The organism is Novosphingobium sp. BL-A-41-Hi4A-0G (genome assembly GCF_055521735.1).
The window spans coordinates 2408504-2430663 of record NZ_CM145501.1 but is presented as its reverse complement, the minus strand read 5'-3'; the positions used below and the strand labels follow the sequence as shown (position 1 = coordinate 2430663).

23 protein-coding genes and 1 tRNA gene are annotated in these 22160 nt (G+C 63.8%); 15 read left to right on the top strand and 9 right to left on the bottom strand.

The annotated features are described in order from the left end of the window. Positions 1–71 precede the first annotated feature (71 nt). From ACZ1JX_RS11770 to ACZ1JX_RS11760, 3 genes are all read left to right on the top strand, one after another. Positions 72–1046 (top strand): magnesium and cobalt transport protein CorA, encoded by a 975-nt coding sequence (locus ACZ1JX_RS11770; protein ID WP_465123733.1) that lies wholly within the window; start codon positions 72–74, stop codon positions 1044–1046. A 127-nt stretch (positions 1047–1173) separates the two neighbouring features. Then, entirely contained in the window at positions 1174–1821 is a 648-nt protein-coding gene (locus ACZ1JX_RS11765; protein ID WP_465123732.1) for a DUF47 domain-containing protein, read from the top strand. A gap of 24 nt (positions 1822–1845) precedes the next feature. Continuing rightward, entirely contained in the window at positions 1846–2844 is a 999-nt protein-coding gene (locus tag ACZ1JX_RS11760; RefSeq protein WP_465123731.1) for an anion permease, read from the top strand. Here the strand turns inward: ACZ1JX_RS11760 and ACZ1JX_RS11755 are convergent, their stop codons facing one another. Further along, a complete protein-coding gene (locus ACZ1JX_RS11755; protein WP_465123730.1) occupies positions 2845–3603 on the bottom strand; it encodes a DUF1365 domain-containing protein in 759 nt (252 codons plus the stop codon). Then, positions 3603–4904, bottom strand: coding sequence for an NAD(P)/FAD-dependent oxidoreductase (locus tag ACZ1JX_RS11750; protein WP_465123729.1), 1302 nt, complete (start codon positions 4902–4904; stop codon positions 3603–3605). The genes ACZ1JX_RS11755 and ACZ1JX_RS11750 overlap by 1 nt, the downstream gene beginning before the upstream one ends. 155 nt (positions 4905–5059) lie before the next feature. Here ACZ1JX_RS11750 and ACZ1JX_RS11745 point away from each other — a divergent pair, with 155 nt between their 5' ends. The 3 genes from ACZ1JX_RS11745 (at position 5060) to ACZ1JX_RS11735 (ending at position 9199) form a co-directional block, all read left to right on the top strand. Then, positions 5060–6082 carry an SAM-dependent methyltransferase gene (locus tag ACZ1JX_RS11745; RefSeq protein ID WP_465123728.1) on the top strand — a complete coding sequence of 341 codons (1023 nt, stop codon included), beginning with the start codon at positions 5060–5062 and terminating at the stop codon, positions 6080–6082. A 74-nt stretch (positions 6083–6156) separates the two neighbouring features. After that, positions 6157–7776: a M20/M25/M40 family metallo-hydrolase gene (locus tag ACZ1JX_RS11740; RefSeq protein WP_465123727.1), complete on the top strand. Its 1620-nt coding sequence runs from the start codon at positions 6157–6159 to the stop codon at positions 7774–7776. Positions 7777–7906: 130 nt separating this feature from the next. Beyond that, positions 7907–9199 carry an HD-GYP domain-containing protein gene (locus ACZ1JX_RS11735; RefSeq protein WP_465123726.1) on the top strand — a complete coding sequence of 431 codons (1293 nt, stop codon included), beginning with the start codon at positions 7907–7909 and terminating at the stop codon, positions 9197–9199. Here ACZ1JX_RS11735 and rimO read toward each other — a convergent pair. Continuing rightward, the gene (rimO, locus tag ACZ1JX_RS11730) at positions 9196–10602 is read right to left on the bottom strand and encodes a 30S ribosomal protein S12 methylthiotransferase RimO (protein ID WP_465123725.1); all 1407 of its coding nucleotides are present in this window, start codon (positions 10600–10602) and stop codon (positions 9196–9198) included. The two genes, ACZ1JX_RS11735 and rimO, sit on opposite strands and share 4 nt — an antisense overlap. Positions 10603–10690: 88 nt before the next feature. On the opposite strand from rimO, the gene ACZ1JX_RS11725 reads away from it, so the two are divergent. Next, positions 10691–11119, top strand: coding sequence for a DUF1761 domain-containing protein (locus tag ACZ1JX_RS11725; RefSeq protein WP_246415479.1), 429 nt, complete (start codon positions 10691–10693; stop codon positions 11117–11119). Positions 11120–11129: 10 nt separating this feature from the next. On the opposite strand, the gene ACZ1JX_RS11720 is transcribed toward ACZ1JX_RS11725, so the two are convergent. From ACZ1JX_RS11720 to ACZ1JX_RS11705, 4 genes are all read right to left on the bottom strand, one after another. Beyond that, positions 11130–11891, bottom strand: a complete 762-nt coding sequence (locus tag ACZ1JX_RS11720) for a peptidoglycan DD-metalloendopeptidase family protein (RefSeq protein WP_465123724.1) — start codon at positions 11889–11891, stop codon at positions 11130–11132. Beyond that, positions 11891–13171, bottom strand: coding sequence for a serine--tRNA ligase (serS, locus tag ACZ1JX_RS11715; RefSeq protein WP_465123723.1), 1281 nt, complete (start codon positions 13169–13171; stop codon positions 11891–11893). Before serS ends, ACZ1JX_RS11720 begins: the two co-directional genes overlap by 1 nt. 42 nt (positions 13172–13213) lie before the next feature. Beyond that, positions 13214–13405 (bottom strand): YgaP family membrane protein, encoded by a 192-nt coding sequence (locus ACZ1JX_RS11710; RefSeq protein WP_465123722.1) that lies wholly within the window; start codon positions 13403–13405, stop codon positions 13214–13216. Between the two features lie 93 nt (positions 13406–13498). Further along, on the bottom strand, positions 13499–14194 hold the full coding sequence (locus ACZ1JX_RS11705; protein ID WP_465123721.1) for a Crp/Fnr family transcriptional regulator: 696 nt from the start codon (positions 14192–14194) through the stop codon (positions 13499–13501). Positions 14195–14280: 86 nt separating this feature from the next. On the opposite strand from ACZ1JX_RS11705, the gene ACZ1JX_RS11700 reads away from it, so the two are divergent. Then, positions 14281–15051 carry a class II aldolase/adducin family protein gene (locus tag ACZ1JX_RS11700; protein WP_465123720.1) on the top strand — a complete coding sequence of 257 codons (771 nt, stop codon included), beginning with the start codon at positions 14281–14283 and terminating at the stop codon, positions 15049–15051. Positions 15052–15092: 41 nt separating this feature from the next. Here ACZ1JX_RS11700 and ACZ1JX_RS11695 read toward each other — a convergent pair. Next, a tRNA-Val gene (locus ACZ1JX_RS11695) sits at positions 15093–15167 on the bottom strand. A 99-nt stretch (positions 15168–15266) separates the two neighbouring features. On the opposite strand from ACZ1JX_RS11695, the gene ACZ1JX_RS11690 reads away from it, so the two are divergent. After that, complete coding sequence (locus ACZ1JX_RS11690; protein ID WP_465123719.1) at positions 15267–15590, top strand: DUF3297 family protein; 324 nt, start codon at positions 15267–15269, stop codon at positions 15588–15590. Between the two features lie 115 nt (positions 15591–15705). On the opposite strand, the gene ACZ1JX_RS11685 is transcribed toward ACZ1JX_RS11690, so the two are convergent. Next, a complete protein-coding gene (locus ACZ1JX_RS11685) occupies positions 15706–16602 on the bottom strand; it encodes a LysR family transcriptional regulator (RefSeq protein WP_465123718.1) in 897 nt (298 codons plus the stop codon). Between the two features lie 106 nt (positions 16603–16708). Here ACZ1JX_RS11685 and ACZ1JX_RS11680 point away from each other — a divergent pair, with 106 nt between their 5' ends. The 6 genes from ACZ1JX_RS11680 to ACZ1JX_RS11655 all read left to right on the top strand — a co-directional run bounded on the left by ACZ1JX_RS11680 (position 16709) and on the right by ACZ1JX_RS11655 (position 22159). Beyond that, entirely contained in the window at positions 16709–18205 is a 1497-nt protein-coding gene (locus ACZ1JX_RS11680) for a CoA-acylating methylmalonate-semialdehyde dehydrogenase (protein WP_465123717.1), read from the top strand. 77 nt (positions 18206–18282) lie between these two features. Continuing rightward, positions 18283–18774: a hypothetical protein gene (locus ACZ1JX_RS11675; RefSeq protein WP_465123716.1), complete on the top strand. Its 492-nt coding sequence runs from the start codon at positions 18283–18285 to the stop codon at positions 18772–18774. A gap of 11 nt (positions 18775–18785) precedes the next feature. Beyond that, the gene (locus ACZ1JX_RS11670) at positions 18786–19085 is read left to right on the top strand and encodes an I78 family peptidase inhibitor (protein WP_465123715.1); all 300 of its coding nucleotides are present in this window, start codon (positions 18786–18788) and stop codon (positions 19083–19085) included. 85 nt (positions 19086–19170) lie between these two features. After that, positions 19171–20313, top strand: a complete 1143-nt coding sequence (locus ACZ1JX_RS11665; protein ID WP_465123714.1) for an acyl-CoA dehydrogenase family protein — start codon at positions 19171–19173, stop codon at positions 20311–20313. Beyond that, a complete protein-coding gene (locus tag ACZ1JX_RS11660; RefSeq protein WP_465123713.1) occupies positions 20310–21380 on the top strand; it encodes an enoyl-CoA hydratase/isomerase family protein in 1071 nt (356 codons plus the stop codon). The genes ACZ1JX_RS11665 and ACZ1JX_RS11660 overlap by 4 nt, the downstream gene beginning before the upstream one ends. After that, on the top strand, positions 21377–22159 hold the full coding sequence (locus ACZ1JX_RS11655; protein ID WP_465123712.1) for an enoyl-CoA hydratase-related protein: 783 nt from the start codon (positions 21377–21379) through the stop codon (positions 22157–22159). The genes ACZ1JX_RS11660 and ACZ1JX_RS11655 overlap by 4 nt, the downstream gene beginning before the upstream one ends. Position 22160: the final 1 nt, after the last annotated feature.

The following is a 22160-nucleotide window of genomic DNA, read 5'->3' as shown; positions in this document are numbered from 1 at the left end:
TCTATTTACAGGGATGTTAGCACACTCAAGCGTGATTGCCAGTGGCTCAAAGCTTTGCCAGTGATGGTGCCATGACCGTGATCGCCGCTCGTCGCTACAGCAATGGCACCGCCCATGAGGAAGTGCTCGACCTGACCGGTGAGCCTGCGCCAGCCCTCCCGCCGCACACGTTCGACTGGATTGGACTGTGCGAACCGGACGCGGCGGAGATGGATCTTGTGCGTAGACAATACTGCCTGCACCCGCTGGCAGTCGAGGATGCGCTCAATCCGCGCCAGCTCCCGAAAGTAGAGGTCTATGGCAAGACGCTGTTCGTGGTGGCGCGCACGGCGGAACTGCAGGCGGGAGAGGAGATCGCCTATGGCCAGACCGCGTTCTTCGTCGGGCCCGGTTTCCTGATCAGCGTCCGCTTCGGCAGCACCCGCGCGCACCTGACTCTGCGCGAGGAGCTTGAGGCGCAGGGCGACAGGTTATCGGAAGGTCCGGACTACGTTCTCCATGCCGTGCTCGACTTCATCGTCGACGGTTACCTTCCCCTGCTCGAAAAGCTCGAGGAAGTGGCGCAGGAGATGGAGGAGGCAGCCATCGACGTCTTCCCCGAACAGTCGGTGATCCGCCGCATCTTCCGCCTGCGCCGCCAGTTGCGTCGGTTCGAGCGGGTGATCGGGCCGATGGAGGAAGTGTGCGAGCGCCTGGTGGTGGCCGACCTGCCGTGCATCGACCCAGCCGCCCGTATCTGGTTCCGCGACGTCCTTGACCATGTGCGCCGGGCCATGGCGCGGATGCGCGGGCTCAAGGAAACGCTGGCCGCGATTGTCGAAACCGCCAGCCTGCTCGAACAGCATCGTCAGGGCGAGATGACCCGCCAGCTTGCGGCGTGGGCCGCGATCCTTGCGGTGCCGACTGCCATTGCCGGAATCTACGGGATGAACTTCGAGTACCTCCCCGAGCTGAAATGGCACTATGGCTATTTCGTGGTGTGGGGCGCGATCATCACGATCTGCGGCGGGTTGTGGCTTCGTTTTCGCAGTATCGGCTGGCTTTGACCGACGCCGCTTGTGTGGACAATCTCGCAGTGTGTGATTGAGACTGAAACCTGACTGACTTAGTGCCGCCATGGGCGGGAATGAGTCGTTTCGCCTAATGCGTGATGGCAATTCGGGAAGCATAGCGATGTTCGGCTGGTTCCAGCGTCTCCTGCCCAAGACGGGCGATTTCTTCGGCATGTTCGAACGCCACGCGGCGGCTTGCGTTGATGCGGCCGATGCCTTGGCAAAGCTGACCCGATCGCACGGCGATGCGGCGCAGTGGGTCGGCAAGATCCGCGACCGCGAACATGCGGCTGACGACGTTATCCGCGAAGTGCTGTTCACTGTGCGTCGCACGTTCCTCACCCCGTTCGACCGCGGGGCGATCACGTCGCTGATCGGCGCGATGGACGACACGATCGACGAGATGCAGGCGGCTGCCTCGGCCATTGAGCTTTACGAGATTGCTGCATTCGAACCCGAAATGCAGGCCATGGCCGACAAGATCGTCGAAGCTGTCGGCCTGATTGCCGAGGCGATGCCGCTGCTGCGCGACATCGAGCGCAACGGTGGACGTCTCCACGCGCTTACCGAACGGATCGTCAAGCTCGAAGGCGAGGTTGACCTGATCCATCAGGCCGGGCTCAAGGCCAATTTTCAAAGGCACCGTGCCGATGGAGATCAGATCGCGTTCATCGTCGCGCGCGAGATTTTCAAACACCTCGAGAAGATCGCAGACGCGTTCGAGGACGTCGCGAACGAGATCGACGCCCTCGTCATCGACCACGCCTGACGGCGCGGCACAGGAGCTGATCCGATGCACGAGATCGCCTTTCCGTTGCTGGTCGGCCTGATCGCCCTGGCGCTGGCCTTCGACTTTCTTAACGGCCTGCACGACGCCGCCAACTCCATCGCCACGGTTGTCTCGACGCGGCTGCTTTCGCCTGTCGCCGCGGTTGTTTTTGCCGCTGCAGGGAACTTTGCCGCCTATTGGCTGGTCGGCCTGCATGTGGCCGACACCATCGGCAAAGGCATTATCGACAAGGACATCGTGACGCCCGCGGTGGTGTTTGGTGCGCTGGTTGGTGCGATGTTCTGGAACGTCGTGACCTGGATCAAGGGCATACCCTCATCGTCCAGCCATGCGCTGATCGGCGGGCTGCTGGGGGCGGGCGTGATGCACGGCGGTTTCGATGTGATCGAATCCAAGAAGACCATCGAGACGTTCGTCGCGATCTTCCTGTCGCCGATGATCGGCATGGCCTTGGCAATGTTCTTCGTGCTGCTCACCAGCTGGTTGTTCAGAGGCTTTCAGCCCCGTCGCGCGGAGAACGTGTTCAAGGGCCTGCACCTGATGTCCTCGGCGGCCTACTCGATCAGCCATGGCGGCAACGATGCGCAGAAGACCATGGGCATCATCACCGTGCTGCTCTACTCGACCGGCTACCTGAAGGGCGAATTCCACATTCCCCAATGGGTCGTGCTGTCGTGCTATGCTGCCATTTCGCTGGGCACGATGTCGGGCGGGTGGAAGATCATCAAGACGATGGGCACCAAGATCACCAAGCTCAATCACCACACCGGCTTCTGTGCCTCTTCGGCAGGCTCTATCGTGGTGCTCGGGGCGAGTGCGATGGGCATCCCGGTTTCGACCACCCATGCGATCACCGGAAGCGTGATCGGCACAGGCGCCGCCCGTCGTGCCAGCGCGGTGCGGTGGGGCGTGGCGCAGCGCGTCGTCACGGCGTGGTTCATTACCATCCCGGCAAGCGCTGGCGTCGGCGCGCTTTTCTACCTGCTGACGCGGCTGTTCTGATTATCGCCCGACGGTGACCGTCTCGGGGGGAGGCGGTGGCTTGCGGAACAGTGGCACGCGCTTGAGCCATAGCTTGAGCGCTTCCCAGTGAATGCCAGCGGTGACTTTGAGCGTCATCAGCGGGTAGGCAAGGGCGCCGCGCAGCAGGGCGGCGTCGGTCAAGGCCTCGCGCCGTGCGGTGTGGACTGCGGCGAGCACTGGCCCGCTGGCGTCGGACACAGTGATGCCGATCGCCAACTTCTCACCCGGCGGAGAGACGCGGAATGCGTAGGCCATGTTCATAGGCAGGAAGGGTGAGACGTGGAAGCTCTTTGCAGCATGCTGGTGCAGCGACCGCGCGCCGGGCTGCGCACGGATGACGTAGTTGTGCCGTTCGCCAAAGGTGTTCGAAACCTCGTAGATCACAGCGCGCAGTTCGCCGTCCACACCGTGGCAGAACCAGGTGCTGAGCGGATTGAACGCGTAACCCAGCATGCGCGGCATGGTCAGAAGCGTGATGCGGCCACCGTCCGGTTCGATCCCCGCCGACCTTAGCAGGTGCTCTGCATGGGCGCGCAGGTCCTTGCCGTCGCCGCAGTCGCGGTTATGGAAGGAAAACAGGTTGAACCGCCCGCGCGAGAACAGGCGCAGGCGTGCGGCTACCTCGTCGATCCGGTCAATGTCCAGCAACAGGTGCAGGACGCGATAGCGCAGGACGTGGACGGCAGGGCGCAGACGGCGGTGGAGGACATGGCCGTGATAGAGCGCCGCATCTTCCATCACGCCAGTTCCGGTACCCGCGCCTGATGCGTCACATGGATGCGCCCGGATTCTTCCTCGACGTTCCACGGACGACGCACACCACCAAGCTGCTCGGCCACGGCCAGACCCGACTGCAGACCGTCCTCATGGAAGCCTGCGCCGAACCATGCCCCGCAGAACCAGGTGCGGCGGCGGCCCTGAAGGGACCAGAGCTGTTTCTGCGCGGCACCTGCCGCAACGTCGAACACGGGGTGGTCATAGCTCTCACGCCGGTAAACCAGTGCAGGGTCGGGTTCTACCAGCGGGTTCAGGGTGACGAACAGGTCCTTGTCTGTCGGCAAGTGCTGCAGGCGGTTCATCCAGTAGGTCACGGAAAGCTGGTGCGCGTCTGCACCGCGCTCAGCCGCGTAGTTCCATGCCGACCACACCTTGCGTCGGCGTGGCATGAGGCGCGGGTCGGCGTGAAGGACGGCTTCGTTGTGGCGATAGGGGAAGGCACCGAGCAGACGCTGCTCCTCGGCGTCGGCATCGGACAGCATGGCGAGCGACTGGTCGGCGTGCGAGGCGAGAACGACGTGGTCGAAGCGCTCCCATCCGCGTCCGGCCTCGATGTCCACGCCATCAGACAAGCGGCGAACCTGTCGCACGGGCGATGAAAGCCGCACGCGCTCGGCAAAGTCAGCGCTGATACGTTTCACATACTCCCGACTGCCGCCATCGACCGTGCGCCAGCGCGGCCGTTCGCGGAACTGGAGCAATCCATGGTTTTCGAAGAAGCGGATGAAGGCTGCGGCCGGGTGGTGCGGGATATCGCGCACCGGAGTCGACCAGATCGCGGCGGCCATGGGGTAGAGATGATCGTCGCGAAAGGCAGGCCCGCAGCCGAGGCCATCGAGATAGGCACCCAGGCCCAGATCGCCGAGGTCCGGCAGGTCGCGCGGGGCCGCCTTGTAGAACCGCGCCAGGTCGCGCAGCATCGACCAGAAGCGTGGGGAGACGAGATTGCGCCGCTGCGCGAACAGACCTCGCAGATCGCCGGAATACTCAAGCCGTCCCTGATCAAGCGTGACGCCAAAGCTCATCACTGTCTCGCGGGTCTGCACGCCGAGATGGGCAAAGAGCGCGGTGAGGTTGGGATAAGTGCGCTCGTTGTAGACGATGAAGCCGGTATCCACCGGCACGCCATCAGCCTCGACCGTGTTGCTATGCCCGCCGAGCCGGTCCGCGGCCTCGAACAGGGTGACGCGATGCCGCTGCGACAGCAGCCACGCGGCAGAAAGCCCGGAGATCCCGCTCCCGACCACGGCAATATCAAGCATGCCCCCCGGCATGCCACCACGGCTCTTCACAACCCAAGATCCCCATCGCGCACGGCAACGATACCGTAGCGTCCTTACCCGTCCATCATCTGTTATAGAGCGCTCCCGTCGTGACAGGTTGACACAAGTCACACCCGGATGGCTAGTTCCGCTGCGTGAGCCTGCTTGCCCCCGTGATATCGCTCGTCGAGCGAGCCCCGCTGCCCGACGCACTTACTCGCGCGGGCGTTACCTTCATGTGCGAGAAGCGCCTGCGAGCGCTGCTGACGGAACGGCCGACGGACGGCAGGTTTGCTGCATGGATGGCACAGCGCCCCGTTGCCGAGCACACAGATGCCGCAAACGAGCAGCACTACGAACTCCCGCCGCGCTTTTTCGAGCTGAGCCTCGGGCCAAACGCCAAGTATTCCTGCTGTCTCTATCCCAACGGCACCGAAACGCTGGAGCAGGCTGAACGGGCGGCGCTGGCTGCCACGGTCGAGCATGCTGCTCTCGAGGATGGTCAGGACATTCTCGAACTCGGCTGCGGCTGGGGCTCGCTCAGCCTCTACATGGCCGCGCGCTTCCCGAACGCGCGGATCACCGCCGTGTCCAATTCACGCCCGCAAGGCGAGCACATCCGGGCGAAGGCAGCGGCGCGGGGGATCACCAATCTCACCGTCCTGACAGCCGACATGAACGCTTTTGCGCCTGAATGCCGGTTCGATCGCGTCGTCTCGGTCGAGATGTTCGAGCACATGGCCAACTGGCGTGAACTGCTGGGACGGGTGAAAAGCTGGCTCAGGCCTGACGGTCGTCTGTTCCTCCACGTGTTCAGTCACCGCCAGTATCCGTACCGTTTCGACACCGCCGACAAGTCGAGCTGGATCGCGCAGTACTTCTTCACTGGCGGCATCATGCCCAGCCACGGCCTGATCGGGCAGTTTTCCGATCTGTTCGCACTGGAAAAGGACTGGTGGTGGGAGGGCACCCATTACGAGAAGACCGCGCTCGACTGGCTGGCGCTGTTCGATGCGAAAGTCGCAGAGATCGAGCCGGTGCTTCGCGATGTCTATGGCGCGCAAACCCCGCTTTGGCTCCGCAGATGGCGTCTGTTCTATCTCGCCACCGCCGGCCTGTTCGGCCATCGCGGCGGCAAGGAATGGGGAGTCAGTCACTGGCTGCTCAAACCGGCGTAAAAAGCACTTGGCAATCCGCGCCATAGCGGCAAGACTGGTTGCGATAGAAACTTGCCCAGGGGAGCTTTCCAGACATGACCGTCCGTTCGCGCATCGCCATTGGCGTTGCGGCCATTGCGCTTTGCGCCACCGCAGCACCCGTTCTTGCAGGTCCTGCCGAAGACAAGCTTATTGCCCAGTTGCTCGATGAAGGCCTCAATCGCTCCGACGTGATGGAGACCGCTTCCGAACTGATGGATCGTATCGGCCCACGTCTGACCAATTCGGAAAACCACCGCAAGGCCGAGGAATGGGCCACCGCCAAGTTCGCGTCCTTCGGGCTGAAGAACATCCACCGCGAACCGTTCGAATTTGGTCTGGGGTGGAACCTCAGGAGCTACTCCGCCACGATGACTGCGCCGCGCAGCCTGCCGCTTACCGTCCTCCCGGTGGCATGGTCGCCTGCCACGGGCGGCACGATCACCGCTCCGGTCATCGTCGCGCCGATGAGCAAGGTCGAGAATTTCGATGCGTGGAAGGGCAAACTTGCGGGCAAGATCGTGCTCGTCAGCCTGCCCGGCGAAACCAGCGAATCCAAAGACCCGGTGTTCGAGCGCCTCTCGGGCGAGGACATCGGCAAGCTCGACAAGTACACCCTGCCGCGCCACGATCCCGAGGGTCTCGCCATGCAGACCGCTCGCCGTGGCTTTGCGCGCAAGCTTTCCGAGTTTCTCAAGGCCGAAGGCGCATTGGCGATGGTCCGCATGACCTATCGCGACGGCAAGCTGGTTCATGGCGAAGGCTATGATTTCATCCCCGGCCAGACGCTCGCGATCCCGGCGATGGACATGGCGCAGGAGGACTATCGCCGCCTTGTCCGCCTCGAGAAGACCGGAGTCGCGCCGCAACTCTCGCTCTCGATCGATGCCAGCTTCGATGACAAGGATCTGATGGCCGACAACGTCATCGCCGAAATCCCCGGCAGCGATCCCAAGGCGGGCTATGTCATGGCTGGTGCGCACTTCGACAGCTGGATCGCGGGCGATGGCGCTTCGGACAACGGCGCGGGCAGCGTTGCCGTGATCGAGGCTGCACGGCTTCTGTCGAAGCTGGGCGTGAAGCCGAAGCGCACGATCCGCTTTGCGCTGTGGAGCGGGGAAGAGCAGGGGCTGCTGGGTTCCAAGGCCTACATCGAGCAACACCTCGCCACACGCCCGGTCGACCCCAGTCTGAAGGGGATCGACAGCTATGCGGCCTGGCGCAATGCCTACCCGATCACGCCCAAGCCGGAGTATTCGCAGCTCAAGGCCTACTTCAACATGGACAATGGCTCGGGCAAGTTCCGCGGCATCTATGCCGAGGGCAACATCGGTGCGGCTTCCACGCTGCGCGAATGGCTTGCTCCGTTCAATTCGCTGGGCGCCGACAAGGTGGTGATGAGCAAGACCGGGGGCACCGACCACGTCTATCTCCAGGCCATCGGCCTGCCCGGTTACCAGTTCATCCAGGACCCGCTCGACTACGATAGTCGCGTGCACCACTCGAGCCTCGACACGCTCGACCACATGCGCGCGGACGACATGCGTCAGGCTTCGGTGATCCTTGCAGGCATGCTGCTGCAGGCCGCGATGAGCGACAAGGAACTGCCGCGCTCGCCATTGCCGACCAAGCCGGATGCGACCGATCCGTTCAAGGTGCAGGACCCCAATCAGTAAGGCACGGCGTTCCCCGTCCGACCTGATTCGGGCGGGGAACGTGTCCTCTACGCGTTTTTCCGGATGGCCTTGTCCGGACCAGACATACGCTTGCTAACCTAGGCTATTCCGTCACTCGAACGGGCAAGCCATGCTGAAGCGTATTTCTACCGGTGAAATCGAACTCGGGATGTTCATCCACAAGCTGGAAGGGAGCTGGTTCAAGCATCCCTTCTGGAAGCGGCGCTTCCTGCTTGATGATCCGGCCATGCTCGAAATCCTGCGCGACAGTGCGGTGGACGGGGTGGTCATCGATACCAGCCGGGGAAAGTCTGCGGGCGATTTGCCCGATCGAGCCGCACAGATCATCTCCGGGCCTCGCAATGCCGGTGAGCCCGCGCCAGTTCCATTTCTTGCCAGACGGCCGGAAGTGGCGCCGGTCCCGCAACGCGCAGGTTTCGCCCGCCCACCCGCCGCAATGCCTGTTGCCCGAGAGTTCGGCCGTGCCAAACGTGCTGCCGGGGATGCACTTCGGGTCGTCAGCAAAGCGTTCTTCCAGGTGCGTTTGGGCAAGGCCATTCGCACACATGATGTCGAGCCGGTGATCGATGCGGTCTATGCTTCGGTCCAGCGCAACCTCTATGCCTTCAATGGCCTGCTGCGCTGCCAGACCGACAACGAACCGGTCTATCGCCACTCGCTTGCCGTGAGCGCACTGATGATCGCCTTGGCCAAGCATATGAGGATGTCCCCTATCGACATCCGCGATGCCGGAATGGCAGGATTGTTGATGGATGTCGGGGTAGGGCAGATGCCAGTCGATCTGACGTCGGTTGGTGGCGACTATACCTTGTTGCGTCCCGATTTGCGGGAACAGCACGTCGTGCTGGGGTATTCCTTCCTCAAGGCGGCGGGCGACATTCCCCCGCAAGTGCTGCGCGTCATTCTGCATCATCATGAACGGCTCGACGGCAGCGGCTATCCGCAAGGGATCGGCGGTGCGGAGATCGACACGCTGAGCCGCATGGCGGCGATCTGCGACGTCTACGATTCCCGAATCGCATGCGGCGATGCAGAAGGCAGGCTCGACCCGGCCGAAGTCATCCGCGAACTTCGCGGCCAGCCCGAAAAGTTCGATCCGGACATCCTGGAGCGCTTCGTCGAGACGGTGGGCGTCTATCCGATCGGCTCGTTTGTCCGTCTGAGGTCTGACCGGCTGGCGATGGTGGTCGATGAAGACCCTGCCGATGCCGCGCTTCCGACCGTGCGCACCTTCTGGTCGATCCCGTTAGGCAAACGGCTCAAGGGCGAGACAGTCGCTCTGGCGCACTGCTACGGCGACGACGCCATCGAGGGCATTGCCGACCTCTCGGGCCTCGACTTGCCGGATGTCGGCAAGCTGCGCGAGACCCTGTTCGCCACGGCCTGCAAGGAGGCCTGTTAGCCTTCGATCACGCCATAGAGGTCGTGTGCATCCGCATCCTCGACCAGCACTTGCGCAAAGTCGCCGGCTTTCAGCGATGCAGGAACGTTGCGCAGATAGACCGCGCCGTCGATCTCGGGCGCGTCTGCCTGTGACCGGGCCGTCGCGCCGATATCGCCGTCCTCGTCGGGCTCGCCTACCTCGTCGATGATCACCTTGATCGTCCGGCCGACCTTGGCGGCAAGCTTGGCCGCGCTGATCGCCTCGGTCTTCTCCATCAGGCGGGCGTAGCGCTCTTCCTTGACCGCTTCAGGCACCGGGTTGGGCAGATCATTGGCAGCGGCCCCCGCCACCGGCTCGAAGCGGAACCCGCCGACGCGATCCAGTTGCGCTTCCTCGAGCCATTCGAGCAGGTATTCGAAATCGGCCTCGGTCTCGCCGGGGAAGCCGACCACGAAGCTCGAACGGATGGTGATGTCCGGGCACACTTCGCGCCATGCCTTGATCCGGTCCAGCACCTTGGCCTCGTTGGCCGGGCGCTTCATCGCGCGCAGCACGCTGGGGCTGGCGTGCTGGAACGGAATGTCGAGATAGGGCGTCACCAGCCCTTCGGCCATGAGCGGGATCACGGCATCGACGTGGGGGTAGGGATAGACGTAGTGCAGGCGCACCCACGGCGTCTCGCCTTCCGGCGTGCGCAGCTTGCCCAGTTCGCGGGCAAGATCGGTCATGTGTGTGCGGACCGGCTGGCCCTTCCACATCCGCTCTTCATGCCGCACGTCCACGCCATAGGCCGAGGTGTCCTGGCTGATCACCAGCAGTTCCTTGGTGCCTCCCGCCACCAGCTTCTCGGCCTCGCGCAGCACGGCATCGATCCGGCGGCTGGCAAGCTTTCCGCGCAGGCTCGGGATGATGCAGAAGGCGCAGGCGTGGTTGCAGCCTTCTGAAATCTTGAGGTAGCCATAGTGGCGCGGGGTCAGTTTGACGTCGCCCGGTTCGGCCTGCGGGATCAGGTCGATGTACGGCCCCATGCTCGGCGGAGCGGCTTCGTGCACGGCCTCGACCACCGCTTCGTACTGATGCGCACCTGTCACCGCGAGGACCTGGGGGAACTTGGCGCGGATCGCGTCGGCTTCGTTGCCCATGCAGCCGGTCACGATCACGCGGCCATTCTCGGCAATCGCCTCGCCAATTGCGGCAAGGCTTTCCTCCTTGGCGGAATCGAGAAAGCCGCAAGTGTTGACCAGCACCACGTCGGCGCCTGCATAGTCGGCGCTGATGGCATAGCCATCGGCGCGCAGGCGGGTGAGGATGCGTTCCGAATCCACCAGCGCCTTGGGACAGCCGAGGCTGACCATGCCGACCTTGGGGGCTTCGGGAATCTCGAGAGGGGGAGTCTGGGTTGCCATTATGGCGCGGCCCATAGGCTAAAATGCACGCCGCGTCACCTGTGGCGGGAGTGGCGTTGCAATGCGTCGGTCAGGGGCGTAGCAACAGATCTGCAGCGGGGGCTTGGAAAAGAAGGAAAAGATGGGCCCGGTCAACTGGATAGGCGTCATTGTTGCAACTCTGGTTGCGCTGGGTTTCTCCACCTTGTGGTACGGGCCGCTGTTCGGTCGTGCGCGTCTGGAGGAAGTCGGCCCCGGCAAATTGGGCATTCGCCGCTCGCCCGGACGCACGGCCGCGATCACCGCAGCGCTCCTGCTGATCACCGCAACGATGATGGGCCACATGTTCGCCCGCGTCGGCGAAGCGACACTGGATGTGAAGTGGTGGCTCTACTTCATGATGTCTGGAGGCCTCGCCATCGCCTTCGTGATTCCGTCGCTGTGGATCAGCTACAGCCAGCAGCGCATCAGCACGCGGCTGGCGCTGATCGATGGCGGCTTCTGGCTCTTCGCCTACCTGTCGATGGGTCTCGCCTTCTTCCTGCTCGGCTGAACAAGGCGCTTCAGAGTCGCGGTGGCAGGTACAATTCAGGATCGCGCGGAACGTTGTTGCGGCGCAGTTCGAAGTGGACCGTCGGCCGCTTCGCCTCGCCGCTCTTGCCGACCAGTGCGATGCGCTCCCCGGCGATGACCTTCTGGCCTTCCTTCACCGTCATCGTGCCGAGATAGGCATAGGCGGTGACGAAGCCGCCGCCATGGTCGATCAGGATCAGCTGGCCGAAGCGCTCCGGTTCCTTTCCGGCATAGAGCACGGTGCCGGTGGCAGCGGCGCGGACCTTCTGGCCGGGGTGGGCAATGAGGTCGATCCCGTTTGATGGTATGCCCGATACCCGGTCGCGGAAGTGGCTGACGATGGCACCCGCCGTAGGCCATTGCAGCCGCGGTGCATCGGATTCGCGCGGCGCAATCGCGGGGCGCGGCGGAGGGGCCGGGCGCAGGGTCGGGGCAGGGCGGGGCACGGCCTTTGGCGTTTCGACCGGCGTTGTCGGCGTAGCGCTCGCTCGCGGCTTGGGCGTGCCGGGCAATGGCGTACCGGACAATTCGGGCCTTTTCAGCACCTGGCCGATGCGGATCACGTAAGGGCTGGGAATTCCGTTCGCTTCACCCAACGACGCGATGTCCACGCCCCAGCGCCGTGCGATGTCAGAGAACGTATCGCCCGCCTGCACGGTGTAGCTCCACGCCACGATCGGCGGGCGCGACGTGCCTTGCGCACAAAGCGGCGCGGCGGCCAGCAGCGCCAGCGCGGCCGCGATCCGCTTCATCAAGCCGGCGGCATCAGGCGTGTCAGCCCGCCCATGTAGGGGTGCAGCACTTCAGGCACGTCCACCGATCCGTCCTCCTGCTGGTAGTTTTCCAAGACTGCCACCAGCGTGCGGCCCACGGCAAGGCCCGAACCATTAAGAGTATGAACGAACTCGGTGCCTTTTGCGCCTTCCGGGCGATAGCGTGCGTTCATCCGCCGTGCCTGAAAATCGCCGCAGTTGGAGCAAGACGAGATCTCGCGATAAGCACCCTGTCCGGGCAGCCAGACTTCAAGGTCGTAAGTCTTGCGCGCGGTAAAGCCCATGTCGCCGGTGCACAGCAGCACCTTGCGATAGGGCAGGCCCAGCGCCTGCAGCACGCCCTCGGCACAGGCGGTCATCCGCTCATGCTCGGCTTCCGAGTCTTCGGGCCGCGTGATCGAGACCAGTTCTACCTTCTCGAACTGGTGCTGGCGAATGAACCCGCGCGTATCGCGCCCGGCTGCGCCCGCCTCCGAACGGAAGCATGGGGTGAGGGCCGTCATGCGCAAGGGCAGTTGCGCTTCGCCCAAGATCTGTCCCTGCACGGCGTTGGTCAGGCTCACTTCGGCGGTGGGGATCATCCAGCGCCCGTCAGTGGTCTTGAACAGGTCTTCCGAGAACTTGGGCAACTGCCCCGTCCCGAACACCGCCTCGTCCTTGACCAGCAGCGGCGGGATGCATTCGAGGTAGCCGTTCTCGCCGGTCTGCCGGTCCAGCATGAACTGAGCCAGCGCGCGGTGCAGGCGCGCCATGCCGCCCTTGAGGAAGGTGAACCGCGCGCCTGCAATCAGCGCCCCCGTCTCGAAATCGAGGCCGAGAACTGGGCCAAGATCGGCGTGTTCCTTGGGCGTGAAGGCAAACTCGCGCGGGGTGCCCCAGCGCAGCACTTCGGCATTCTCGCTCTCGTCCGCGCCGTCGGGCACGTCTGCAGCAGGCGCATTGGGATAGGCGCTGAGCGCTGCATTCTGCTGCGCAGTAAGCTGCCGCTCTTCCTCTTCAAGCGAAGGCAGTTCCACCTTCAGCGCTGCGACTTCTGCTTTCAGGGCTTCGGCGGTGTCCGTGTCGCCCTTGCCCATGGCCGCACCGATGGCCTTCGACGCCTCGTTGCGGCGAGCCTGTACCTCCTGCATCCGCGTCGCGATCTCGCGGCGGCGCGCATCGAGCGCAAGGATCGATTCAGCCGCAGGCTCCACGCCCCGGCGGGCAAGGGCAGCGTCAAAAGCGGCGGGGTTTTCGCGGATCAGGCGGATATCATGCATGGGCCGCGCTATGCCGCCTCGACCCGCGAGTGGCAAGCGGGCTTACTTGCGGGGGCAGGTATTGAGCCCGATCAGCGAATAAAGCGGGCACGTTCGCAACAGGCCGGTCAGCAGCGGCACGATCCCGATCCATCCCAGCGGCGTCTGCGGTCCCACGAAGACGAGCGCAATCAGCACGAGGCCGACAACGATGCGAAGCACGCGGTCTATTCCGCCGACATTGGTATTGAACATGGGTCTGGTCCCTTCTGGTGAACAAGACCACCATACCCCCTTATATTAGAACTTCCTTGATTTCGCGCAAACCATCATCGATCTTTGCAAATGTCAGCTCTCGATCACCTGCTTCAGCCGCTCAAGATCGATCACGCGGATGCGTCCATAGAGAACGTCGATGATCCCTTCGTGCTCCAGCGCCGAAAGGTGACCGTTCACCGACTTGCGCGTCAGCCCGGTCATCTCGCCCAGCAGTTCCTGACTTAGCCGGATCGTCATGTCGGCTGGACCTGCAAAGCCCTGCGCTTCGGCTGCAGCAACAAGCCGCGCTGCGATGCGCTGGCGGGGCCCAAGGCAGATCGCCTCGGCTGCCATGCGCAGGACCCGGCTGACGTTGGCATAAGTGAAATCGGCAATAGCCCGCCAGACTTCGGGATGCACGGCGGCCACGCGCTCGATTGCGGTCTCGGTCAGCTCCAGCAGCACGGCAGGTTCGACACATACGGCGGTGACGAGGCGCGGGCCGCCGCTGAAGCGCGTGGCATGACCCAGCACCGAGCCCGGCGTGACAAGGCCGATCATCACTTCGCGATCACCGGGCGCGGCGCAGTAGGAATGGAGCAGGCCGCTGATCACCACGAAAAGCCCGCCGCGTTGGTCGCCCTCGCCTTGCGCCCATTCGCCTCTGGCGAGCGGAACCAGTCTGCCTTCGCTTACCAGACGCTCGGCAAGACCCGCAGGGTAGCGCTGCAGCCAACTGGCGCTTCCGATCACGCGCAGGGCTTCATCGCGGTCGTTGGATTTCATCGATCAAATGTAACGCAAGTGACAGTGTGGGGGCAATGACGGGTTTATCCCCCCACCCGGAAGCAGGCAAAGGCAGGAACAGACAGATGGAACTCGACAGGAACCGCATTCCCACCATGGCGGAACTGGCTCCCAATCCGGGACGGCATCCGCTGCTGCCGCCGCTATCCGCCCCGCAGGAGTTGGCGCTGCTGTGTCGCACGCTGCACCGCGAAGGTTATGACGACCATATCGCCGGGCACATCACCCTTGCGCAGGATGACGGCACGTTCCTCGTCAATCCGTGGGAACTGGCGTGGGACGAATTGACTGCATCGGACATCATCTGCGTCGACGGACAAGGCAAAGTGGTCGAAGGCGCATGGAACGTCACCCCTGCCATCGGTCTCCATCTGGCCGTGCACCAGCGCCGCCACGATTTGCGGGTGGTGATCCACAACCATTCGCGCTGGGGCTCGGTATGGTCCGCTTCGGGCCGGATTCCGCCGGTCTATGACCAGACTTCGGGTCATGTCGACGAGGACCCGCGCCTCTATGACGAATACGCGGGCACGGTTGACGGTGCGGAAGAAGCGCAGGCTGCTGCGGAGGCTCTGGGCGATGGCAAATGGGCGCTGCTCAAGAATCACGGCGTGTTTGTCGTCGCAAAGGATGTGCGGCAGGCGCACTTGCGGGCCATCACGCTGGAACACCGTTGCCGCCTTGCCTGGCACGTCGAGGTGCTGGGTTCGGGGCAGCCGATCATCAACGACGACAGCCTGCGCATCGCCCGCATGTCCGACCCGCTGGGAATGCCGTTCCTGTGGGAAGCCATGGCGCGGCGCGAGATCAGGCTGGACCCGGCGGTGCTCGACTGAACCGGATACAGAAAAGCCCGCGAGTGTTCGCGGGCTGTTTCTGGTGGGCGCGACAGGGATTGAACCTGTGACCCCACCCGTGTGAAGGGTGTGCTCTACCGCTGAGCTACGCGCCCGTCAGAGAAGGCCAACGATCTGGCCGCTTGACAGGGGCGCGCCTCTACGACGGCGTGCTTCGATTGACAAGTGGGGCAATCAAGATATTTGCGCTGGCCATGACCGAAGAAACCACCTCGCCGGAAGCCGCGCCCGAAACCGCACCTGTCACCTCGGGTCCGGACGTGCCGCCCGATCGCCTTGCGATCAACCCGCGCAGCCCGCACTTCGATGCCGAAAAGCTGCGCCGTGGCGTCGGCATCCGCTTCAAGGGCGTGGTCCGCAACAACGTCGAGGAATACTCGATCTCCGAAGGCTGGGTGCGCGTGCAGGCCGGCAAGAGCATGGACCGCAAGGGCAACCCGCTGACGATCAAGCTCAACGGCCCGGTCGAAGCCTGGTACGAAGACCTCGGCGAAGACGCGCCGGTCGCGAAGGCCTGACCCGACGATTTGCTGCGTCCCCGCGAAGGCGGGGACCTCGGTGGTCTTACGGAGCTTTGGTGTAAATCGACGGAGACCCCCGCCTTCGCGGGGGCGCATTGTTTCGTTTGTGGAATTATCGCGGCAACAATCGCCCGCGCTCCCTAGCTACCAGCGCGGTCAGCCACTCCTTGAAAGCCCGTACGCGCGCGAGGTTGTGCGTGTCCTTGTGCGTCACCAGCCAGAATGAGCGGGTGATGCGCTGATCCGGGAGTACCGGGACCAGCCACTTGTCCGAATCACCGATAAAGCAGGGCAGGACGCCGATTCCTGCCCCTGCCGCGATCATGCGGTGCTGCGCGATGATTGAGGACGAGCGCAAGTTGGCGGTCAGATCCGGTTCGATTTCAGCGAGATAGCGCAGTTCCGGGGCATAGAGCAGGTCCGGGATGTAGCCGACGAGGCGGTGTCCTTGTGCCAGTTCGGCGGGCTTTTCGGGCAGGCCCTTCTGCGAAAGGTAGCCGCGCGTGGCGTATAGGCGCAGCGAGTAGTCCGAGAGCTTGCCCGCAATCACTGGACCCGCACGCGGGCGCGAAAGCGTCACCGCGAGGTCGGCTTCGCGCTTGGAAGGGCTTAGAAATCCCGACGATGCTACGAGGTCGACCATCAGGCGCGGGTTGGAATCGACGAAGCCGCGCAGGGCGGGGGCAACAATCCAACTCCCGAACCCTTCGGACAGACTCACCCGCAAGTTACCCGCAACTCCCCCCCCACTCAGGGCATGCTCGGCGATGCGGCTGGCGGCCTGATCCATCGCCTCGACCTCGGCCAGCATCTCCTCGCCAGCTTCGGTCAGCACCTGCCCCTCGCGCGTCTGCTCGAACAAGGTCGCCCCAACGCGAGTCTCGAGACGGCGCAGGCGGCGACCAATCGTCGTCGCGTCAACGCCCATGGCGGCGGCGGCGCGGGCGAGTTGTCCGGCTCGTGCCACGGCGAGGAATGCCTGAAAGTCGTTCCAGTCGCTCGATTGCATGAGATCACCTGCAAAAATGCAGGCCCATGTCGCATATTCACTTGTTGCCTGCAATCCGTCATCGGCGCATCACGCAACCCAAGTTTTTGGCGAAAGAGGATTCCCCATGCGTCTCGTAGACCATTTCATCGTCGGCGGCCCCGGCGGCGCGCCTGCCCGCAAGGGCCAGATCTTCGATCCGAACAACGGCGGCGTGCAGGCCGAAGTCGCTCTCGGCACCGCAGAGACGCTCGAGCGTGCGGTGCAGGCCGCGCTCAAGGCCCAGCCCGCCTGGGCTGCGACCAACCCGCAGCGCCGCGCCCGCGTGATGTTCCGCTTCAAGGAACTGGTCGAGGCCAACATGGACAGCCTCGCCCACATGCTCTCGTCCGAGCACGGCAAGGTGATTGCCGACTCCAAGGGCGACATCCAGCGCGGCCTTGAAGTGGTCGAGTTCGCCTGCGGCATCCCGCACGTGCTGAAGGGCGAGTACACTCACGGCGCAGGCCCGGGCATCGACGTCTATTCGACCCGCCAGCCCATCGGCATCGGCGCTGGCATCACGCCCTTCAACTTCCCCGGCATGATCCCGCTGTGGATGAGCGCAGTTGCCATCGCCACCGGCAATGCCTTCATCATCAAGCCTTCCGAGCGCGATCCTTCGGTGCCGGTGCGTCTGGCCGAACTGTTCATCGAAGCAGGCCTGCCCGAAGGCATCTGCCAGGTCGTCCATGGCGACAAGGAAATGGTCGACGCGATCCTCGATCACCCGGCCATCGGCGCGGTCAGCTTCGTCGGCTCGTCGGACATTGCGCACTACGTCTACAACCGCGGCGTTGCTGCCGGTAAGCGCGTGCAGGCGATGGGCGGAGCCAAGAACCATGGCGTGGTCATGCCCGACGCCGATCTCGATCAGGTGGTCAACGATCTGTGCGGCGCGGCCTTCGGCTCGGCTGGCGAACGCTGCATGGCGCTGCCCGTTGTGGTCCCGGTCGGCCATGACACCGCAGAGCGTCTGCGCGCCAAGCTGATCCCGGCGATCCATGCGCTCAAGGTCGGCATCTCGACCGATCCCGAAGCGCACTACGGTCCGGTCGTGACCCAGGCGCATAAGGAGAAGGTCGAAGGCTGGATCTCGAAGTGCATCGAGGAAGGCGGCGAACTCGTCGTTGACGGTCGCGGCTTCACCCTGCAGGGCCACGAGAACGGCTTCTTCGTCGGCCCGACGCTGATCGACCATGTCACCCCCGACATGGACAGCTACCACAACGAGATCTTCGGTCCCGTGCTGCAGATCGTGCGTGCCGAGAACTTCGAGCAGGCGCTCGAACTGCCGAGCAAGCACCAGTACGGTAATGGCGTGGCGATCTTCACACGCAACGGCCATGCCGCGCGTGAGTTTGCCGCCCGCGTCAACGTCGGCATGGTCGGCATCAACGTGCCGATCCCGGTGCCGGTGGCCTACCACACCTTCGGCGGCTGGAAGCGCTCGGCCTTTGGTGACACCAACCAGCACGGCATGGAAGGCGTGAAGTTCTGGACCAAGGTCAAGACTGTCACGCAGCGCTGGCCGGATGGCTCGCCTGATGGCGGCAACGCCTTCGTCATCCCGACGATGGGCTAAGATCAGGTCCGCTTGAGGAAAGGAATGCTCCGGTGCGCGTTGGTTATGCCATCTGCAACAGCACCGGAGTTTTCCCGATGAAGCGTCTCGTCCTTCCCCTTCTTGCCCTGCCGCTGGCATTGGCCGCTTGCTCGAAGCCATCGCCCGAGCCGAGCGAAGCTGCGACCCCGAGCCTTGCGCCGGTGGTGAGTGCGAGCGAAGCCATGGCGCCGCCAGCCTCTTCGGAGGCAAGCGAAGCCGCGCTGGTTGAAGGTGCCGCGTTCCCCCCTGCCATGCGCGGCAAGTGGGGCATGAACGCGGCTGACTGCAACCCGACCCGCGGGGACGACAAGGGTGCGATCACCGTTGGCGAGAAGTCGGTAAAGTTCTACGAATCGGTCGCAGATCTGGGCACGGCCAAGATCGCCACGGCCACCGAAGTTCGCGCTGTCTTCGACTATGAAGGCGAGGGCATGAAGTGGCAGCGCGAAGCGAGCTACCAGCTCGAAGATGGCGGAAAGACGCTGGTGCTGACCGAATATGGCGCCGACGCACCCGAAGGCCCGCGCCGCCACAGCCGGTGCAAGTGAGGGAGCGTGTTATGAAACTGCCAGCTCTTGCCATTGTCGCTTTGCTCGGTGCTTCCGCTTGCACGCAAGGCACCCCGCCACCGGAGAACCTGCCTGCCATGCCTGAAGGCTCCTGCAATGCCGACGCAGTCCAATCGCATGTCGGCCACAAGGCCAGTGCCGCGAGCGGTGTCGAGCTTTTGCGCCTTAGCGGAGCCCGCACCTTGCGCTGGGTTCCGCCGCGCAGCGCCGTGACGATGGACTACCGTGCCGACCGTCTGACAGTGGCTTATGACGATGACTACACGATCGTCCGCATTTCCTGCGGATAGGTCTGGACAGCATGGGCGGTGGACCATATCCGCCGCCCATGACGGATTTAAGGGCGCGGTTAACGCTGCGTGACGGGAAGAGAAGATGACCGACCAGTTCTCACTGACCGAAGACCAGATTGCCATCCAGGACATGGCGCGACGCTTCACCGCTGATGCGATAACGCCGTTCGCTGCGCAATGGGACGAAGACCACATCTTCCCGCGCGAAACGATCAAGGCTGCCGCCGAACTGGGCTTTGCCGCGATCTACGTGAGCGAAGAAGCGGGCGGCATCGGGCTTGGCCGTCTGGAAGCCGCGCTGATCATGGAAGCCATGGCCTATGGCTGCCCGGCCACGAGCGCGTTCATTTCGATCCACAACATGGCCGCCTGGATGATCGACTGCTTCGGCGGGGACGAGATTAAGGGCCGCTATCTTCCCGATCTCGTCACCATGGACAAGATCGCAAGCTACTGCCTGACGGAACCCGGCTCGGGCTCGGACGCGGCAGCGCTGAAGACCACTGCACGTCTCGATGGCGACCACTACGTCGTCAACGGCACCAAGCAGTTCATCTCGGGCGGCGGCGTGAACGACGTGTACGTCACCATGGTCCGCACCGGCGACGACGGCGCGCGCGGCATCTCCTGCCTCGTGATCGACAAGGACATGGAGGGCGTCAGCTTCGGCGCGCCCGAGCGCAAGCTGGGCTGGAACGCCTCGCCCACCGCGCAGGTCATCTTCGACAACGTCCGCGTGCCGGTCGCCAACCGCGTCGGCGCAGAGGGCGATGGCTTCAAGTTCGCGATGGCCGGGCTGGATGGCGGGCGCCTCAACATCGGCGCCTGTTCGCTTGGTGGTGCGCAGCGCTGCCTTGATGAAGCGGTTCAGTACGTCAAGGATCGCAAGCAGTTCGGCAAGGCGATTGCCGAGTTCCAGAACACCCAGTTCGTGCTGGCCGACATGGCGACCGATCTCGAATCCGCCCGCGCATTGCTTTACATGGCAGCCGCCAAGGTCACGTCTGGTGCGCCCGACAAGACGCGCTTCTCGGCCATGGCCAAGAAGCTGGCGACCGACAACGGCTCCTCGATCGTCGACCGCGCCCTGCAGATGTTCGGCGGCTATGGCTATCTGCGTGACTATCCGATCGAGCGCTTCTGGCGCGATCTTCGCGTACACCGCATTCTCGAGGGCACCAACGAAGTCATGCGCATGATCGTGGGAAGGGACCTGCTCAAGTGACCGACGAAGTCCTCGCAACGCGGAATGGTGCCGCAGGCATCCTGTCGCTCAATCGCCCCAAGGCCATTCACGCGCTGACGCTGGACATGGTCCATGCCCTGACCGCTTCGCTGCTCGAATGGCGCGGGGACGAGGGCGTGGACGTCGTCATGCTCGACCATCAGGTCGCAGCCGACGGCGATCCCAAGCTTTCGCGCGGGTTCTGTGCAGGGGGGGACATTGCCTTCCTGCGCAATTCGGCACTCAACGATAGCGGCACTTCGGGGCGCAAGTTCTTCCACGACGAGTACCAGCTCAATCATCTTCTGATGACCTACGGCAAGCCGGTCGTGGCATTCATGGATGGCATTACCATGGGCGGCGGCGTGGGTCTGGCAGGCCCTGCCTCCTACCGGGTGGCGACAGAGAACACCAAGCTCGCCATGCCCGAAACCGGCATCGGCCTGTTTCCGGACGTTGGCGGTGGCTGGTTCCTGTCGCGTCTCAAGGGACGTCTCGGGCAGTATCTTGCCTTGACCGGAGCACGGCTGGATGGTGCGGAATGCCTCTGGGCGGGGCTTGCGACGCACTATCTGCCCGCTGCCAATCTGGCTGAGGCCAAGGCACGCATCGCTGCCGATCCCGCTTCGATCCCGGCGATCCTGCGCGAGCTTTCGGCAGTTCCACCCGAGCCGAAGATCGCTGCCCATGCCGCAGAGATCGAACGCCTGTTTGCCTCCAACCGCTACGAGGACATCCTCGCCGCGCTGGAGGCAGAAGGCTCGGACTTCGCGACCGAAACGCTCATGACCCTGCACACCAAGAGCCCGCAGACCTGCAAGGTCGCCCTGCGTCAGCTCGCCACCAGCCTGACTCTGCCGGACTTTGCCGCGAACATGGCGATGGAATATCGTGTGGGCGCCAAGGTTCTGGTCCTGCCGGATTTTGCGGAGGGCGTTCGCGCGGTGATCGTGGACAAGGACCACGCGCCGAAGTGGAATCCCGCCACGCCGGAAGGCGTCACCGACGATCTTCTCGATGCCATCTTTGCGCCGCTGGGCGCTGCTGACGAATGGAAACCGCTATGACTTACGAAACCATCCTCGTCGAACAGAAGGGTGCCGTCACCCTCATCACGCTGAACCGCCCGCAGGCACTGAACGCGCTCAACTCGCAGGTTCTGGCCGAGCTGATCGAAGCTTTTGCTGCCTATGAGGCGGATGCCTCGCAGCGTTGCGCGGTGCTCACCGGTTCGGGCGAGAAGGCCTTTGCCGCAGGGGCCGACATCAAGGAAATGTCGGACAAGCCGGCCGCCGATTTCTACAACGAAGACTTCTTCTCGAAGTGGACCAGCCACCTCGTCAAGACCACGCGCAAGCCGTGGATCGCGGCGGTGAACGGCTTTGCGCTGGGCGGTGGTTGCGAACTCGCCATGATGGCCGATTTCATCATCGCGTCTGACAACGCCAAGTTCGGTCAGCCCGAGATCAAGCTCGGCGTCGCCCCCGGCATGGGCGGATCGCAGCGCCTGACCCGGGCCGTGGGCAAGGCCAAGGCGATGGACATGTGCCTCACCGGCCGCATGATGGACGCTGCCGAAGCCGAGCGTTCGGGCCTTGTCACCCGCGTCGTGCCGCTGGCAGACCTGCTGGCCGATGCTCTCAAGACCGCCGAGGCCATTGCCGCGATGCCGCCGATGGCTGCTGTGGCGAACAAGGAAATGGTCAACGCCGCCTTCGAGACCACGCTCGACCAGGGCCTGCTGTTCGAACGCCGCGTGTTCCAGATCCTCACTGCCAGCGAGGACAAGGCCGAAGGCATGAAGGCCTTCATCGAAAAGCGCCCTGGCGTGTGGAAGGGACGCTAAG